The following is a 17,082-nucleotide window of genomic DNA, read 5'->3' on the forward strand; positions in this document are numbered from 1 at the left end:
CGCGGTCGGTTGCGAGCTCTGCAGAAAATAGATCGAACGTCCCACAAGAACGCGTGTCAATTCGCCAGTTCATAGATAGCCTACAACGCATCAAGTTATTATTTCTGCTGTTTTAAGAACGTTCTTACAATAACTTCAAATACTTACCTGGCTTCTGCCGCAAGCTTCGCCGAAGCGGCAGGCTCTACCCAGGAAGCGCCGCCAACAGGGAATTCGTCCGTATGAACCAGAAACCCGTCGCCGACGAAAGTGCCTTCCGCCGCATCCTTGCGCGCAACATGGCGCTGCCGCTGGGCATCTGCCTGCTGGGCGCGGTGCTGTTCATCGGGCTGATCCTGTACATGCTCGACGTGCTGGGCTGGGTCGAGCACACCGACCGGGTGATCTCCAGCGCCAACGAGATGCAGCGCCTGAGCGTCGACCAGGAAAGCGGCTTGCGCGGCTTCCTGATCACCGGCGACCCGCGCTTCCTCGAACCGCTGGAGCAAGCGCGGCCACGCATCAACGCCGGGCTCAAGGGCCTGACGGAACTGGTCGCCGACAATCCGCCGCAAGTGGAGCGGGTTGCGCGCCTGACCTCGATGCAGGATGAATGGATGACCTTCGCCCAGGAGATGATCCAGCAGCGCCGCCAGGGCCTGGACACCTCCGACGCAATCAAGGCAGGGCGCGGCAAGAGCATGATGGATGCGATTCGTGGCCAATACGGCTCGCTGATCAACACCGAGCAGCAACTGCGTCATGACCGCAACCAGTTCGCCTCCAGCCTGTCCACCGGCGTGGTCGTGCTCTACCTGCTGTTCAGCATCGTGGTGGGGACGCTGCTGGCGTATTTCGGTCGCCGGCAACTGCTCAGCCTGTCCGAGTCCTATGCCGAATCCCTGCGCCGCCAGGTGCTGCACAACGAGCAGTTGCAGCGCCAGGCCTGGCTGCGCGATGGCCAGAGCCGGCTGGGCGAGCAGTTGATCGGCCAGCAGTCGCTACCGACCCTGGGGCGGAGCCTGATGGATTTTCTCGGCGAGTTCATCGCCTCGCCGGTGGCCGCACTCTATGTGCGCGACGACCATGGCGGACTGCGACTGACCGGCACCTTCGGTTTCGCCGCCGACACGCTGGGCGAGAACTACTTCGCCCCGGATGAAAGCCTGATCGCTCAGGCCGCTCGCCAGCGCAAGCTGCGCATGGTCGATGGCCTGCCGCCGGACTATCTGAAGGTCAACTCGGCGCTGGGCAATGGCCTGCCGGTGAGCGTGGCGCTGCTGCCTTTGCTTCACGATGGTGGTGTCGTCGGCGTGCTGGAACTGGGCTTCCTGCGTCAACTGGACGAGCGCGACCAGGCCTTCCTGCAGAACGTCGCCGAGCCCCTCGGCAGCGCCATCGCCTCCGCCCAGCACCGCCAGCGCCTGCAGGACCTGCTGGCGGAAACCCAGCAGCTCAACGAGGAACTGCAGGTACAGCAGGAAGAGCTGAAGACCGCCAACGAGGAGCTGGAGGAACAGTCGCGGGTTCTCAAGGAATCCCAGGCGCACCTCGAGGCGCAACAGGCGGAACTGGAACAGACCAACGAGCGCCTGGCCGAGCAGACCCAGGAGCTGGCCGCCCAGCGTGACGATCTGGATGCCAAGAACACCGAGCTGAACCAGGCGCGCCTGGACCTGCAGGGCCGCGCCGACGAGCTGCAGCGTGCCAGTCGCTACAAGTCCGAGTTCCTCGCCAACATGTCCCACGAGCTGCGCACGCCACTCAACAGCTCGCTGATCCTCGCGCGCCTGCTGGCCGACAACGAGCAGGGCAATCTCGATGACGAGCAGGTGAAGTTCGCCGAGTCGATCTATGGCGCCGGCAATGACCTGCTCAACCTGATCAACGACATCCTCGATATCTCCAAGGTCGAGGCCGGCAAGCTGGAAGTGCGTCCGGAGAACGCCAGCGTGCGGCGCCTGGTGGAAGCGGTGGAAGGGCTGTTCCGCCCGCAGGCCGATGACAAGGGCCTGCGCTTCGTCGCCGAAGTGGCCGAGGACGCTCCGGCGCTACTGTTCAGCGACCGTCAGCGGGTCGAGCAGATTCTCAAGAACCTGCTCTCCAATGCCTTCAAGTTCACCGACGCCGGTGAAGTGTCCCTGCGCGTCAGCGCTGCACCCGAGGGTTTGCGCTTCGACGTACGCGACAGCGGCATCGGCATTGCCGAAGATCAGTTGCAACGCATCTTCGAGGCCTTCCAGCAGGCCGATGGCGCCACCACCCGCCGCTACGGCGGCACTGGCCTGGGCCTGTCGATCTCCCGCGACCTGGCGCACCTGCTGGGCGGCAGCATCATCGTCAGCAGCGAGCCGGGCAAGGGCAGTGTGTTCAGCCTGCTGTTGCCGCTGAGTTATGAGGCGCCGATCGAGGCTCAAGCGGCCAGTGCGCCCGCGCCGATTGTCGCGCTGGCTCCGGTTCCGGCTGCGCCGCCGGTGGTGCGTGCGCCGGTCGCTGCGGCCTTCGCCGACGATCGCGAGCAGCTCAATGTCGGCCAGCGTTGCGTGCTGGTGGTGGAAGACGAGCCGAAGTTCGCCCGTATCCTCTACGACCTGGCGCGCGAGCTGGGCTACCGCTGCCTGGTCGCCATGGGCGCCGAGGAAGGTCTGCGCCTGGCCGATGAGCATGGCCCCGATGCCATCCTGCTGGACATGCACCTGCCCGATGAGTCCGGCCTGGCCGTGCTGCAACGCCTGAAGGCCAACCCGCGTACCCGCCATGTGCCGGTACACGTGGTCTCCGTGGAGGACCGCAGCGAAGCGGCCCTGCACCTGGGTGCCATCGGTTACGCCCTGAAGCCCACCACCCGCGAGCAACTGCGCGAGGTGTTCGGCAAGCTGGAGGCCAAGCTGACCCAGGAGGTCAAGCGCATCCTGCTGGTGGAAGACGACCCTCTGCAGCGCGATAGCGTCTCGCGGCTCATCGGCGACGACGACATCGAAATCACCGCGGTGGAGCAGGGCGAGCAGGCCCTGGAACTGCTGCGCCGGAATATCTACGACTGCATGATCATCGACCTCAAGCTGCCGGACATGCAGGGCAATGAATTGCTGCGGCGCATGGGCGAGGAAGATATCTGCTCCTTCCCGCCGGTGATCGTCTACACCGGTCGCAATCTGACCCGCGACGAGGAAGCCGAGCTGCTCAAGTACTCGCGCTCGATCATCATCAAGGGCGCGCGCTCGCCTGAGCGCCTGCTGGACGAGGTAACGCTGTTCCTGCACAAGGTCGAGTCGCAGCTTTCCAGCGAGCGCCAGCGCATGTTGCGCACCTCGCGCAACCGCGATCGCGCCTTCGAGGAGCGGCGCATCCTGCTGGTGGACGATGATGTGCGCAACATCTTCGCCCTCACCAGCGCTCTGGAGCACAAGGGAGCCCGGGTGGAAGTGGCGCGCAACGGCCGCGAAGCCATCGAGAAGCTTGCCGAGGTCGGCGACATCGACCTGGTGCTGATGGACGTGATGATGCCGGAGATGGACGGCTATGAAGCCACGCGCCTGATCCGCCAGGACGCGCGCTGGAAGAAGCTGCCGATCCTCGCTGTGACCGCCAAGGCAATGAAGGACGACCACGAACTGTGCCTGCGCGCCGGCGCCAACGACTACCTGGCCAAGCCCATTGACCTCGACCGCCTGTTCTCCCTGATCCGTGTATGGCTACCCAAGCTGGAGCGCATCTGACATGCCTGATCGCAGCCAGGATATCGAGCTGCGCCTCCTGATCGAGGCGATCTACCTGAAGTACAGCTACGACTTCCGGGACTATTCCGGCACCTCGCTCAAGCGCCGTGTGCTGCATGCCACCCAACTGTTCGAGTGCCGCAGCATCTCGGCGCTGCAGGAACGCATCCTGCACGATCCGCATGCCTTTCATGAGCTGCTTCAGTACCTCACTATCTCGGTGAGCGAGATGTTCCGCGACCCCAGCTACTTCCTCGCATTGCGCCAGGAGGTGGTGCCGGTGCTGCGCACCTATCCATCCCTGCGCCTGTGGGTGGCTGGCTGCAGTACCGGCGAGGAAGTCCATTCGCTGGCCATCCTGCTGCATGAAGAGGGGCTGCTGGAGCGCACGCTGATCTACGCCACCGACATCAATCCGCGCTCGCTGGAGCAGGCGCGGCGCGGCATCTACGCGGTGGACGACCTGGCCCAGGCCAGCGAGAACTATCGCGCGGCCGGCGGCAAGGGCTCGCTCTCGGACTACTACACCGCCGCCTACGATGGCGCGCTGTTCGACAAGATGCTGCGCGCCAACGTGACCTTCGCCGACCACAGCCTGGCCACCGACAGCGTGTTCTCCGAGACGCACCTGGTCTCCTGCCGCAACGTGCTGATCTACTTCAATCGCCAACTGCAGAATCGCGCCATCGGCCTGTTCCACGAGTCGCTGTGCCACCGCGGCTTCCTGGGTCTGGGCAGCAAGGAAAGCCTGGACTTCACCGATTTTGCCGGGGAATTCGAAGTGGTGAACCGCCGCGAACGGGTGTTCCGCAAGCGATGAGCGCGCAACGCGATGTTCAGCGAGATATCCAGGCCGTGGTCATCGGTGCTTCCGCGGGCGGCGTGGATGCGCTGTTCCAGCTGTTCGACGGATTGCCGGCGGGCTTCGCACTGCCCATGGTGGCGGTGCTGCACCTGCCGGAGAGTCACGAAAGCCAGTTGGTGGACCTGTTCGCCCGGCGCCTGGCGATTCCCGTGGCGGAAGCCCGTGACAAGGCGCCGGTGGAGGCGGGCACGCTGTACTTCGCCACCGCCGGTTATCACCTGTCGATCGAGCGGGACCGTACCTTTGCCCTGAGCCGCGAGGCGCCACGGAACTTCTCCCGGCCCTCCATCGACATCCTCTTCGACTCGGCGGCGGACGCCTACCGTAGCGAATTGGCCGGCATCCTGCTGACCGGCGCCAACCAGGACGGTGCCGAAGGCCTGGCGCACATTCATCGAGAAGGCGGGCTGAGCCTCGTCCAGGACCCGGCCGAAGCCGCCGTGGCCACCATGCCGGAGGCGGCGATCGCATTGCACGCCCCGGACTACATTCTTCCTTTGCGCGAGATCCACGCGCTCCTGAGCCGAATGGGCACCCAACATGCTGCGTAACCAGGGAAGCAAATTGCTGATCGTCGACGACCTGCCGGAGAACCTGCTGGCGCTGGAGGCGTTGATCAAGGGCGAGGGGCGCGAGGTATTCAAGGCGTCGTCGGCGGACGAAGCGCTATCGCTGCTGCTGGAGCACGAGTTCGCCCTCGCGCTGCTGGACGTGCAGATGCCGGGCATGGACGGTTTTGCCCTGGCCGAGCTGATGCGCGGGACCGAGCGCACCAAGAACATCCCCATCGTCTTCGTCACCGCCGCCGGGCGCGAGCTGAACTATGCCTTCAAGGGCTACGAGAGCGGCGCGGTGGACTTCCTCTACAAGCCGCTGGACAACCACGCGGTGCGCAGCAAGGTGAACGTCTTCGTCGACCTCTTCCGTCAGCGCAAGGTGCTGGAGCAGGCGCGCGCCGAACAGGACGCGCTGCTCGCCGAACTGCGCGAGACCCAGGTGGAGCTGCAGCGCGCGGTGAAGATGCGCGACGACTTCATGTCCATCGTCTCCCACGAGCTGCGCACGCCGCTCAACGGCCTGATGCTGGATACCCAGTTGCGCCGGTTGCACCTGGCCAAGGGCAAGCTCGAGCACTTCGCTGCGGACCGCCTGGGCGTGCTGTTCGAGCGCGACGAGCGCCAGATCGCCGGGTTGACCCGGCTGATCGAGGACATGCTCGACGTCTCGCGCATCCGTACCGGCAAGCTGTCGATCCGCCCGGAGCCGGCCAACTTCGCCGACATCGCCCGTCGGGTGCTGGGTAATTTCGCCGTGCAGGCCCAGGCCGCCGGCTGCGAACTGAGCCTGAGTGCGCCGGACGTGGTGGAGGGCGTGTGGGATGCCTACCGCCTGGAACAGGTGATCAGCAACCTGGTCAGCAACGCCCTGCGCTATGGCCCCGGCCAGCCGGTGGAAGTGAGCGTCGCGGTGCATGAAGGCCAGGCGCAACTCTGCGTGCGTGACCATGGCGACGGCATCAGTGCCGAGGAGCAGCAGCGCATCTTCCAGCAGTTCGAGCGTGGCGCCGGCGCGGCCCGCGTCGCCGGCCTGGGGTTGGGGTTGTACATCTCCGAGCAGATCGTCCAGGCCCACGGCGGACGCATCGCGGTGCGCAGCGAGCCGGGGCAGGGCGCGGAGTTCTGCGTTTACCTGCCGCTGGATTGAGCCCCGGCTTTTCCTGGGTGGTTGACGCACCACCTACCCTCCAGTGCCGAAGCGTCTGCTCTTTGTAGTAACGAGCTTGCTCGCGAACCGGTGAGCCCGCTGTGCGCTGCCGGCGCGTTGGAATGTTCGCGAGCAAGCTCGCTCCTACATGCCTGCCCACGCCTCTGGGGCGGGTTGCACCTTTTCCAGCCCTGGCACGAACACTGCTTTCTTCCTGCCGTCCGGCCGCCCCTGGCGGGTTATAACCGGGCGAGCCTGTCGCCGTGCTCCGTTTGGTAGCGCCGAGTGTGGGAATTGTCACCGGTTGCACCGGATTCGCGCGTACGACCAAAGGCTTGTTTTTATTGGGTTGCACCTGGTTGCACCTTGCGATTCGGCGGTATAACCTTGCGCCGTTTTCAGGCACACCTTCTAACAACAGGAAGCCCCATGGCCACCACCACCCTTGGCGTGAAGCTCGACGACGCCACCCGCGAGCGCCTCAAGCTGGCTGCCCAGCAACTCGACCGTACCCCGCACTGGCTGATCAAGCAGGCCATCTTCTCCTACCTGGAGCAGGTGGAAGGCGGTCTGACCCCGGCCGAGCAATCCGGCCTGGCTGCGGCGGCAGGCGAGGAGTCGCTGGACGCGCTGAACGAACAAGGGTTGCAGGTCTTCCTCGATTTCGCCGAAAGCATCCTGCCGCAGTCCGTGCTGCGTGCGGCCATCACCGCCGCCTACCGCCGCCCGGAAACCGAAGCGCTGCCGATGCTGCTGGACCTGGCCCGCCTGCCGAAAGAGCAGGCCGGCGCCGCCAGCAAGATGGCGCTGGGCATTGCCGAAAAGCTGCGTAACCAGAAGAACGCCGGTGGCCGCCAGGGCCTGGTGCAGGGCCTGCTGCAGGAGTTCTCCCTGTCGTCCCAGGAAGGCGTGGCGCTGATGTGCCTGGCCGAGGCGCTGCTGCGCATCCCCGACAAGGCCACCCGTGACGCGCTGATCCGCGACAAGATCAGCAACGGCAACTGGAGCCAGCACCTGGGCCAGAGCCCGTCGATGTTCGTCAACGCGGCCTCCTGGGGCCTGCTGATCACCGGCAAGCTGGTGGCGACCCATACTGAAGCCGGCATGTCCTCGTCGCTCAACCGCATCATTGGCAAGTCCGGCGAGCCGCTGATCCGCAAGGGCGTGGACATGGCCATGCGCCTGATGGGCGAGCAGTTTGTCACCGGTGAAACCATCGCCGAGGCCCTGGCCAATGCGGCGAACATGGAATCCCGTGGCTTCCGCTACTCCTACGACATGCTCGGTGAAGCCGCGCTGACCGACGAGGACGCCAAGCGCTACCTGGCCTCCTACGAGCAGGCGATCCATGCCATCGGCAAGGCTTCCCACGGCCGTGGCATCTACGAAGGCCCGGGCATCTCCATCAAGCTCTCCGCCCTGCACCCGCGCTACAGCCGTGCGCAGTACGACCGCGTGATGGACGAGCTGTACCCGACCGTGCTCGGCCTGGTGAAGATGGCTCGCGACTACGACATCGGCATCAACATCGACGCCGAGGAAGCCGACCGCCTGGAACTCTCCCTCGACCTGCTCGAGCGCCTGTGCTTCGAACCGAGCCTTGCAGGCTGGAACGGTATCGGCTTCGTCATCCAGGCCTATCAGAAGCGCTGCCCGTACGTGATCGACTACGTGATCGACCTGGCCAAGCGCAGCCGCCACCGCCTGATGATCCGCCTGGTGAAGGGCGCCTACTGGGACAGCGAGATCAAGCTCGCCCAGGTCAACGGCCTGGAAGGCTACCCGGTCTACACCCGCAAGCCGTACACCGACGTGTCCTACCTGGCCTGCGCGCGCAAGCTGCTGGCCGTGCCGGAATCCATCTACCCGCAGTTCGCCACCCACAACGCCCACTCGCTGTCGGCCATCTACCAGCTGGCCGGGCAGAACTACTACCCGGGCCAGTACGAGTTCCAGTGCCTGCACGGCATGGGCGAGCCGCTGTACGAGCAGGTGGTGGGCAAGGTCGCCGACGGCAAGTTCAATCGTCCGTGCCGCATCTACGCCCCGGTGGGCAGCCATGAAACCCTGCTGGCGTACCTGGTGCGCCGTCTGCTGGAAAATGGCGCCAACACCTCCTTCGTCAACCGTATCGCCGACCACAGCATCTCCCTCCAGGACCTGGTGCTGGACCCGGTGCTGCAGGTCGAGCAGATGGCTGCTCAGGAAGGCACGCTGGGCCTGCCGCACCCGCGCATCCCGCTGCCGCGTGACCTCTATGGCGAATCCCGGCTGAACTCCGCCGGCATCGACCTGGCCAACGAACACCGTCTGGGTTCGCTGTCCTCGGCGCTGCTGTCGAGCACCAACACCGCCTACGTCGCCGAGCCGATGCTGGGCCTGGCCGATGCTGCTCCGGGCGAGCCGCAGCCGGTGCGCAACCCGGCTGACCACCGCGACGTGGTGGGCCATGTGCGCGAGGCCAGCGAAGCCGACGTGAACAACGCCATCCTCGGCGCGCTGTCCAGCGCGCAGATCTGGCAGTCGACCCAGCCGGCCGAGCGCGGCGCCATCCTGCAGCGTGCCGCCGACCTGATGGAAGCCGAAATCCAGTCGCTGATGGGCGTGCTGGTGCGCGAGTCGGGCAAGACCTTTGCCAACGCCATCGCCGAAGTGCGCGAGGCGGTGGACTTCCTGCGCTACTACGGCGCCCAGGCCAGCACCCACTTCGCCAATGACAGCCATCGCCCGCTGGGCCCGGTGGTGTGCATCAGCCCGTGGAACTTCCCGCTGGCGATCTTCAGCGGCCAGGTAGCCGCCGCACTGGCCGCCGGCAATACCGTGCTGGCCAAGCCCGCCGAGCAGACCCCGCTGATCGCCGCGCAAGCCGTGCGCATCCTGCTCGAAGCCGGCGTACCGGCCGGTGCCGTGCAACTGCTGCCGGGCCGTGGTGAAACCGTCGGGGCCCGCCTCGTTGGCGATGAGCGCGTGCGTGGTGTGATGTTCACCGGCTCCACCGAAGTCGCCGGCATCCTCCAGCGCAACATCGCCGGTCGCCTTGACGCCCAGGGTCGCACCATCCCGCTGATCGCCGAAACCGGCGGCCTCAACGCGATGATCGTCGACTCCTCGGCGCTGGCCGAGCAGGTGGTCGTCGACGTGGTCAACTCCGCCTTCGACAGCGCCGGCCAGCGTTGCTCCGCGCTGCGCGTACTGTGCGTGCAGGAAGATGCGGCCGACCGCGTGGTGCAGATGCTCAAGGGCGCCATGGCCGAGTACCGCGTCGGCGCGCCGGAGCGCCTGCATACCGACATCGGTCCGGTGATCGACGAGGAAGCCAAGGGTAACATCGACAAGCACATCCAGGTGATGCGCGACAAAGGCCGCAAGGTGTTCCAGAGCGCCCGCGTGGATGCCGAGGAAATCAAGCGCGGCACCTTCGTCGTGCCGACCCTGATCGAGCTGGACAGCTTCAGCGAGCTCAAGCGCGAAATCTTCGGCCCGGTGCTGCACGTGGTGCGCTACCAGCGTGCGGACCTGGACCAGTTGCTCGCGCAGATCAACGAGTCCGGCTACGGCCTGACCCTGGGTGTGCACACTCGCATCGACGAGACCATCGCTCAAGTCGTCGGCACCGCCCATGTCGGCAACCTCTATGTCAACCGCAACGTGGTCGGCGCCGTGGTCGGCGTGCAGCCCTTCGGTGGTGAAGGCCTGTCCGGCACCGGCCCGAAGGCTGGCGGCCCGCTGTACCTGTACCGCCTGCTGTCGACCCGCCCGCAGGATGCCGTGGCCAAACAGCTCAAGGGCGATGGCGCCCAGGCGCTGCCGCGTCCGAAGGACGCCCAGCAGGCCGTCGAGGCCCTGGCCAAATGGGCAGGGCAGAAGGACGCCACCCTGGCGACCCTGCTCAGCGGCTATGGCGAACTGGCGCAGAGTTTCACCCAGCAGGTCCTCACCGGCCCGACCGGCGAGCGCAACACCTACACCCTGCTGCCGCGCGAGCATGTGCTGTGCCTGGCCGAAGACCGCGCCGACCTGCTGGCCCAGCTGGCCGCTGTGCTCAGCGTCGGCAGCCGCCCGCTGGTGGCCGAGTCCAACGCCGCCGTGGTCAAGGAACTGCCCAAGGAAGTCGCCCAGCGCATCGAGCTGGTGCCTGACTGGACCGCGACCGACAAGGTGTTCGACGCCATCCTGCACCATGGCGACTCCGACCAGCTGCGTGCGGTCTGTGAGCAGGCCAGCCAGCGCAAGGGCGCCATTGTCGGCGTCACCGGGCTGAACCGCGGGGAAACCGACATCCCGCTGGAACGCCTGCTGATCGAACGTGCCCTGAGCGTCAACACTGCCGCTGCCGGCGGCAACGCCAGCCTGATGACCATCGGTTGACGTCGATGCCGCAAGCGCCTCACCGGGCGCTTGCGGCAAGCTTTCGGCCGCTCCTGCGGCCATCCGGCCTGCCAGCCTTCGGGTGGGGCTATCCGCTCCCGGCAGGCCGTTCCCCTCGCGCTTGCTGCGCAATCCGTTTCGGGCTTCGTGCCCGGCACAACGGCGGAGCTACCCGCTCCGCCGATTCCCTTCCTCTCAGCTCACATCGGCGCCGCCGTGCGGGTGAGTTGCTCCAGCAGTTCCAGGTCGGTGCTCATGCCCGAGGTCTCGCGGATGCGCGCGAGGATTTCCTTCTTCAGGGCGATGAATTCAGGGGCCATCTTCATGTCCTGATTGCGTTCGGCCGGCAGCGGCACGTCATAAACACTGTCGATGCGACCGGGACGGGGTGCCATCAGCACTACGCGGCCGCCCAGGTAGATCGCTTCCTCGACGTCGTGGGTGACGAACAGAATGGTGCTGTTCTCCAGGCGGTGTACATGGCGGATCAGGTCGTGCATCACCTCGCGGGTCTGCGCGTCGAGCGCGCCGAAGGGCTCGTCCATCAGCAGGATCTGCGGCTTGGGCATCAGCGCGCGGGCGATTGCCACGCGCTGCTGCATGCCACCGGAGAGCTGGCTGGGATAGGCCTGGGCGAAGGCCGACAGGCCCATCAGGTTGAGCAGCGCATCGGCGCGGCCGCTGGCGACTTCCACGTCGGCGTCGCCACGCACGGTGTCGGACACCACCTTGAGCCGGCGGCAGAACTTGATGTTGTCCATCACCTTCAGCCAGGGGTAGAGGCTGTAGTGCTGGAACACCATGGCGCGGTCGATGCCGGGGCCGTCCACCGCCCGGCCATCGACGAGGATTTCCCCGCTGCTGTGGCGCTCCAGCCCGCCGATGCTGCGCAGCAGGGTGGACTTGCCGCAGCCCGAAGCGCCGACGAAGGTGACGAACTCGTTGGCGCGGATATCCAGGTTGACGTCCTGCAGCGCCTGCACCTGACGGCCCTGGCTGCTGAAAACCTTGTCGACGTGGCGAATGGCGATCTTGTTCTGGCTCATCAGGCTTACCTCTTCATCCAGGGGAAGGCCACCCGGCCGAGCCAGCGGAACGCCTGGTCGGTGAGCAGGCCGATGACGCCGATCAGCAGGATGCCGGCGAAGATCTTGTCGGTCTGCATGTAGCGCTGGGCGCGCAGGATGGCGTAGCCCAGGCCGGAGTTGGCGGCCACCAGTTCGGCCACCACCAGGTAGGTCCAGGCCCAGCCGCAGGTGATGCGCAGGGTATCCAGCAGTGCCGGGCGGGCCGAGGGCAACACCACCAGTTTGATGATCTCCGTGCGGTTGGCACCCATGGTCTGCGCTGCCTCGATCTGCGCCATGGGCACGCGGCGCACGTCCTCGGCGACCATCAGCACCATCTGGAAGAAGGTGCCGATGAAGATGATCAGCACCTTGGAGCCTTCGTCGATGCCGACCCAGAGCATCACCAGCGGGATGAACGCCACCGCCGGCATGTAGCGGATGAAGTCGGTGAGGGGTTCGAGGAACGCCTGTACCGGGCGGTAGGTGCCGATGTACAGGCCCAGGGGCAGGGCAATCACCGCCGACGCGAGGAAGCCGGTCATGACCCGGTAGACACTGATGGCGATGTCCCCCAGCAGGCCCTCGTCGCTCCACCAGTGGCCGATCCGCTTGAGCACGGCGTCCGGGCCGGGGAAGAACATCGGGTTGGCCAGCCCGGCGGCGCTGTAGGCCCACCAGAGCAGCAACGGCAGCAGCAGACCGGCGGCAGCCAGGGTCCAGATGACGCTGCGTGGCAGCTCGCCACGGATCACCCACCAGCGCCGGCGGGCGGGCTGCACGACGGGGTGGGGCAGGGGCTGGTGGGCGGTCATGGCGTCACCTCCACATCGGGGAACAAGGGCTGCGTGCAGGGTTGCCAGCCACCGGCGGGCGGCGTGGCGCCGAGACTGTTCAACCAGGTGGCATTGCTCAGCAGTTCGGGGTGGTCCGGATCGGCTGTGGCGGGCAGCAGGTCGGCGCCGATGCGGGCGGGCAGGGTGGACAGCTCGATCTTCCAGGGTGTTTCACCGCCGTGGTGGTGCCCGAACGACAGCTCGAAATCCAGCAACTCCGGGTGGCCGCTCTCCAATAGAGCGGTCAGCGAGTCGGCCATCGGCAATGCCTGGCGACGCCCGGCGGCGAAGAGGAAACAGTCGCCGGCCAGCAGCAGGCAACCCTGGCGCCCATCGGCGGCGCTCAGCCACGTGCCACGATTGCGTCCGATGGATTCCGGCAGGCGCTCCCAGACTTCGTGGTAGCTGCCATCCAGGCCGTCTTCCAGCGCCTTCTCGCTGTTCACGAAGTGCATGCGGCCGATGTCCTCGCCGCCATTGGGCGGCTGGAAGTCGATCGCGCGATGCCACTGGCAGGTATCACCGGTGATTTCGGTGATGCCGGCGAATCCGGCCTGGGTAGCCAGTGCGTCGGGCGCTTCTGGCGCCGGGAACGGTATGCGCAGATCGGCGAACAGGCGCTCGGTCTGTAGCCAGTAGACGCGGGTTTGGGTGTCGTGGGTGCCGCCGGTGGTGGTCAGCAGGGTGCGTTGCCAGACGCCAAGGTAAACAGGCGGCACAGCGGGAATGTTCTTCAGGCGGGACATGCGGATTCCTCCCATTCGGCGAGCACGGCCCCGCTGCCTTGCACACGACCGAACAGGCCGCCTTCCACCTCGACCATCGCCAGGGCAGCGGCGTGCAGTTCGGCGCTGGGCGAGCCGCAAGCATCGCTCACCAGGGTACAGGCATAGCCCAGCTCCACCGCGGCGCGCAGGGTGGAGGAAACGCACACCTCGGTGGTCACCCCGCACAGCACCAAGTGGCCGATGCCGCGGCTGCGCAGCAGCAGGTCCAGGTCGGTATAGGCGAAAGCGCTGTAGCCGGGCTTGTCCACCACCGGTTCGCCGGCCAGGGGCCGCAGTTCATCGATCAGGTCGTGACCGTACTCGCCGCGCACCAGCAGGCGGCCCAACGGGCCTTGGTGGCCGATCGGCGCACCGGCGAATTCGGCACGGTGGCGCTTGCTGGCGTGCAGGTCGCTGAGGTCGGCGCGATGGCCTTCGCGGGTATGCACCACCAGCAGGCCTAGGGCGCGGGCGCTGTCCAGCAGCCGGGAAATGGCCGGGATCGGCGCGCGCAGGCGGTCGATATCCAGGCCGGCCTGGTCGGCGTAGCCGCCGGGGGCGCAGAAGTCGCGCTGCATGTCGATGACGATCAGGGCGCTACTCACAGGCGGAACTCCTTGCGCACGGCCTGGGCGATGCCGCCGACGATGTCGCGGGCCATGCGCAGGCCCTTGTCGGCGCTGGAGCCGCGCGCCGAGGACAGCACGCCTGAGGGCGGCACCCACTCGGTGCGGCTGGGGTACATGTCGTAGGGTGGGAAGTCGGCCGGGCCATCGTCGGGGATCAGGTCCAGGCGCACCAGGTTGGGCAGGTAGTGCAGCATCAGCGAGGTCTCGATCACCGCCGCGTGCTCCAGGGCGAAGCCGGGGAAACCATCGGGGAACACGTCGTTCAGCGTGGTTTCGCTGCAGAAGTCCCAGTGCTCCAGGCGCATCACTTCCAGCGGGCTGGCAGCGCCCCGTTCGTGCAGGGAGAGCTCGCGCAGGGCGAGCTGAATGCCCTCGGTGACGAACCACTGGTTCTCGTAGTGCCCGTCCACCAGCACCAGGCGGGTGACGCCGTGGCGCGCGAACTCGCGCACGGCGTCGCGCACCAGGGCGATCAGGGTCTCTCCGTCGAGGCTGGTGGTGCCGCAGAAATGTTGCCCGCCACCGCACTTGGGCTGCGACTTGTAGCCATAGGACAGGGCGGGCGCGACCAGCCCGTCGACCTGCCGGGCCACGTCTTCGCACAGCGCACTGGCCAGCAGCGCGTCGGTGCCCAGCGGCAGGTGCGGGCCATGCTGTTCGGTGGCACCGCAGGGCAGGAAGACCACAGGGGATTGCTCGCGCACCCGGCGCGCGTACTCGACCCAGCTGAGCTGGTCCATCCGGACAGTCATGATTCGGCCTCGCAGAGAGTGGGGGAAAGGTCAGGAGAAGGGCGCGCAGCGATCAGTGCCGCCGCCAGTACCAGGGAGCCGCCGAGCCATTCGCGCAGGCCCAGCTCACGGTCGCCGAACCAGGCGGCGGTGAGCACGGCGACCAGCAGTTCGATCACCACCAGCACCGCGGCGCGGCTCGCTTCGACATGGCTGAAGCCGTATTGCGCGGCGCCCATGGCGGCCAGCCAGAACAGACCGAAGCCCGCCAGTTGCAGCCATTGATGAGTCTCTATGGTGGGCAGCGGCGTGCCTTGCAGCAGGCAGAACAGCCCGCCCAGCGCAGCGCTGCCGATAAAGCCGACCACCGCCTTGCTGGCCAGCGGCACCTGCTCGGCGGCTCGGGTGGCCAGGTTGTTGAGGGCGAAGGCGAAGCCGGCGGAGAGCGCCAGCCAGTCACTGGCGGTCAGCGGGCGGAAGGTCTCCTGGCTGATGCCCAGGGTCAGGGCGATGCCGAGCATGGCCAGCGCCAGGGCGCCGAGCCGTGAAGGTGTCAGGCGCTCGCCGAATAGCAGTCGGCCGCCCAGCAGGCCCCAGACAGGCGCCAGATAGAACAGCAACATGGCGCGCACCACATCACCCTCGGACAACGCCGCCACCAGCCCGGCGGTGGCCCAGCCACCGAACGCGCCGATGGCGAGCAGGGCACCGCGTTGCGGCCACCATTGCCGGCGCTGGCTCAGCACCAGCGGCACGGCCAGCGCGCAGAGCAGGCCGTAGGTGCAGAGCACCAGCGGCATGCCGGATAGGCCCTGGCCGGCAAAGTGCGCCAAGGGCATCCAGCCCAGGCCCCAGATGGCGGCGCCCAGCAGCAGGACGATCTCCGCGCGCATCAGGCGCCCATCCAGGCGCCGCCATTGGCGCCGAGTATCTGTCCGTGGAAGAAGCTCGCGCCGGGCGAGACGAGGAACAGCACCGCCGCGGCGATCTCCTCGGGTTGACCGAGGCGGCCGGCGGGGATCGCGGTTTCGCGGGCGATCATCGCCTCGCTCATGTGCTCCACCGAAACCATCGGCGTCTCTACCGGGCCCGGCGCCACGCCGTTGATGCGGATGTGCGGGGCGAATTCCCGCGCCAGCGCCTTGGTCAGGCCGATCACTCCGGCCTTGGCGGTGCAGTACGCGGCATAGCGTTCACGGCCGAGCTGCCCCAGCTCCGAGGCGATATTGACGATGCTGCCGCTGCCCCGTGCCTGCATGTGCGTCAGGGCATGCCGGCAGCAGCGGTAGACCGCGTGCAGGTCGACGCCAAGCAGTGTCGCCCAGTCGTCTTCGCTGGTGTCGAGGAAGGGTTTTTCCAGGATGATTCCGGCGTTGTTCACCAAAATGTCCAGCTCACCTTCGGCGAGCACGCGGGTAAACATCTCGGCAACCTGTTCCGGTGCCGCGACGTCGGCCTGCACGGCATAGGCGCGGCCTCCGCTGGAGGCGATACGTGCTACCAGTGCGGTGGCAGCCTCCGCTTGGTCGAGATGGTTGATCCACACCTGCGCTCCGGCTTCCGCCAATGCCAGTGCGATAGCCCGGCCGATGCCCTGGGTGGCGCCGGTGACCAGCGCGGACTGTCCTGCAAGCGGTTTCATCAGTGCATGACCTCGCCGTGGCTGACCGACAGCGCCTGGCCCGTGATGGCTGCGGCCAGCGGGCTGCCGAGAAACAGAAAGGTGCCGGCGAGATCGGCCGGCGTCAGGAGTTCGGGCACTGCCTGGGCAGCAAGAATCTGCGCCAGCTCCTCGGTTTCACTGCGGCCATTGGCGGCGGCCATCACGTGCAGCGAGCGCATCGCCGCGTCGGTGGCGATCCAGCCGGGGCACACGGCGTTGACGCGGATGCGCCTGGGCCCCAGTTCCCAGGCCAGCGAGCGGGTCAGACCGATCACCGCGTGTTTGCTGGCGACGTAGGCGGAGAAGCCCGGCACGCCCTTCAGACCCCAGATAGAGGCCTGGTTGATCACGCTGCTGCCGGCGTGCAGTTGCGGCAACAGGGCGCGGGTAAGGCGCAGCATCGAGGCGACATTGTTGTCCAGTAGCGCCTGCCAGCGCTGGTCGAGCTCGGCGTTGCCGCCCTCCAGCGGCGTGGCGTACTCCACGCCGGCATTGTTGATCAGCACATCGAGCGCAGCGCCCTGGCGGCTGTCGGCGAAGACGGCAATGGCGTCACTGTCGCCCAGGTCGAGAGTGGCGCAGCACACGTCGCAGAGAGCCGCCAGTTCGGCCGCCACGCCTTGTAGTGCCTCGGCGTTGCGGTCGAGCAGCTCAAGCGTTGCACCCTGTTCGGCGAATGCCCGCGCCAGGCCCTTGCCGATGCCGCTGGCGGCACCGGTGATGAGGACGCGTTTGCCCCGGTAGTCGATCATGC

Annotated in this window: 13 protein-coding genes; 5 read left to right on the forward strand and 8 right to left on the reverse strand. The window is 66.8% G+C overall.

Features of this window, described 5'->3' with window-relative positions:
* The first annotated feature begins 221 nt into the window (after positions 1-221).
* The 5 genes from ACNFH5_RS28175 (at position 222) to putA (ending at position 10,635) form a co-directional block, all read left to right on the forward strand.
* Entirely contained in the window at positions 222-3,698 is a 3,477-nt protein-coding gene (locus ACNFH5_RS28175; RefSeq protein WP_416751832.1) for a response regulator, read from the forward strand.
* 1 nt (position 3,699) lies between these two features.
* Positions 3,700-4,518: a CheR family methyltransferase gene (locus tag ACNFH5_RS28180; protein WP_416751834.1), complete on the forward strand. Its 819-nt coding sequence runs from the start codon at positions 3,700-3,702 to the stop codon at positions 4,516-4,518.
* The gene (locus ACNFH5_RS28185; RefSeq protein ID WP_416751836.1) at positions 4,515-5,114 is read left to right on the forward strand and encodes a chemotaxis protein CheB; all 600 of its coding nucleotides are present in this window, start codon (positions 4,515-4,517) and stop codon (positions 5,112-5,114) included. Before ACNFH5_RS28180 ends, ACNFH5_RS28185 begins: the two co-directional genes overlap by 4 nt.
* Positions 5,104-6,267: an ATP-binding protein gene (locus ACNFH5_RS28190; protein ID WP_416751838.1), complete on the forward strand. Its 1,164-nt coding sequence runs from the start codon at positions 5,104-5,106 to the stop codon at positions 6,265-6,267. The genes ACNFH5_RS28185 and ACNFH5_RS28190 overlap by 11 nt, the downstream gene beginning before the upstream one ends.
* 429 nt (positions 6,268-6,696) lie before the next feature.
* Positions 6,697-10,635, forward strand: coding sequence for a trifunctional transcriptional regulator/proline dehydrogenase/L-glutamate gamma-semialdehyde dehydrogenase (putA, locus tag ACNFH5_RS28195; RefSeq protein WP_416751841.1), 3,939 nt, complete (start codon positions 6,697-6,699; stop codon positions 10,633-10,635).
* A 200-nt stretch (positions 10,636-10,835) separates the two neighbouring features.
* On the opposite strand, the gene ACNFH5_RS28200 is transcribed toward putA, so the two are convergent.
* Genes ACNFH5_RS28200 through ACNFH5_RS28235 form a run of 8 tightly spaced genes read right to left on the reverse strand, consistent with a single transcriptional unit; the run spans position 10,836 to position 17,080 of the window.
* Positions 10,836-11,681 carry an ABC transporter ATP-binding protein gene (locus ACNFH5_RS28200; protein ID WP_416751843.1) on the reverse strand — a complete coding sequence of 282 codons (846 nt, stop codon included), beginning with the start codon at positions 11,679-11,681 and terminating at the stop codon, positions 10,836-10,838.
* Between the two features lie 5 nt (positions 11,682-11,686).
* Positions 11,687-12,517 (reverse strand): ABC transporter permease, encoded by an 831-nt coding sequence (locus tag ACNFH5_RS28205; RefSeq protein ID WP_416751845.1) that lies wholly within the window; start codon positions 12,515-12,517, stop codon positions 11,687-11,689.
* Positions 12,514-13,284 (reverse strand): hypothetical protein, encoded by a 771-nt coding sequence (locus tag ACNFH5_RS28210; RefSeq protein WP_416751847.1) that lies wholly within the window; start codon positions 13,282-13,284, stop codon positions 12,514-12,516. The genes ACNFH5_RS28205 and ACNFH5_RS28210 overlap by 4 nt, the downstream gene beginning before the upstream one ends.
* Positions 13,272-13,910 (reverse strand): cysteine hydrolase family protein, encoded by a 639-nt coding sequence (locus ACNFH5_RS28215; protein ID WP_416751849.1) that lies wholly within the window; start codon positions 13,908-13,910, stop codon positions 13,272-13,274. Before ACNFH5_RS28215 ends, ACNFH5_RS28210 begins: the two co-directional genes overlap by 13 nt.
* Positions 13,907-14,686, reverse strand: coding sequence for a creatininase (locus ACNFH5_RS28220; RefSeq protein ID WP_416751851.1), 780 nt, complete (start codon positions 14,684-14,686; stop codon positions 13,907-13,909). Before ACNFH5_RS28220 ends, ACNFH5_RS28215 begins: the two co-directional genes overlap by 4 nt.
* Positions 14,683-15,558, reverse strand: coding sequence for a DMT family transporter (locus tag ACNFH5_RS28225; protein WP_416751853.1), 876 nt, complete (start codon positions 15,556-15,558; stop codon positions 14,683-14,685). Before ACNFH5_RS28225 ends, ACNFH5_RS28220 begins: the two co-directional genes overlap by 4 nt.
* Positions 15,558-16,307: an SDR family NAD(P)-dependent oxidoreductase gene (locus ACNFH5_RS28230; protein ID WP_416751855.1), complete on the reverse strand. Its 750-nt coding sequence runs from the start codon at positions 16,305-16,307 to the stop codon at positions 15,558-15,560. The genes ACNFH5_RS28225 and ACNFH5_RS28230 overlap by 1 nt, the downstream gene beginning before the upstream one ends.
* Positions 16,307-17,080: an SDR family NAD(P)-dependent oxidoreductase gene (locus tag ACNFH5_RS28235; RefSeq protein ID WP_416751857.1), complete on the reverse strand. Its 774-nt coding sequence runs from the start codon at positions 17,078-17,080 to the stop codon at positions 16,307-16,309. The genes ACNFH5_RS28230 and ACNFH5_RS28235 overlap by 1 nt, the downstream gene beginning before the upstream one ends.
* Positions 17,081-17,082: the final 2 nt, after the last annotated feature.

Source organism: Pseudomonas sp. NY15435 (assembly GCF_048068295.1).
Lineage (GTDB): Bacteria > Pseudomonadota > Gammaproteobacteria > Pseudomonadales > Pseudomonadaceae > Pseudomonas.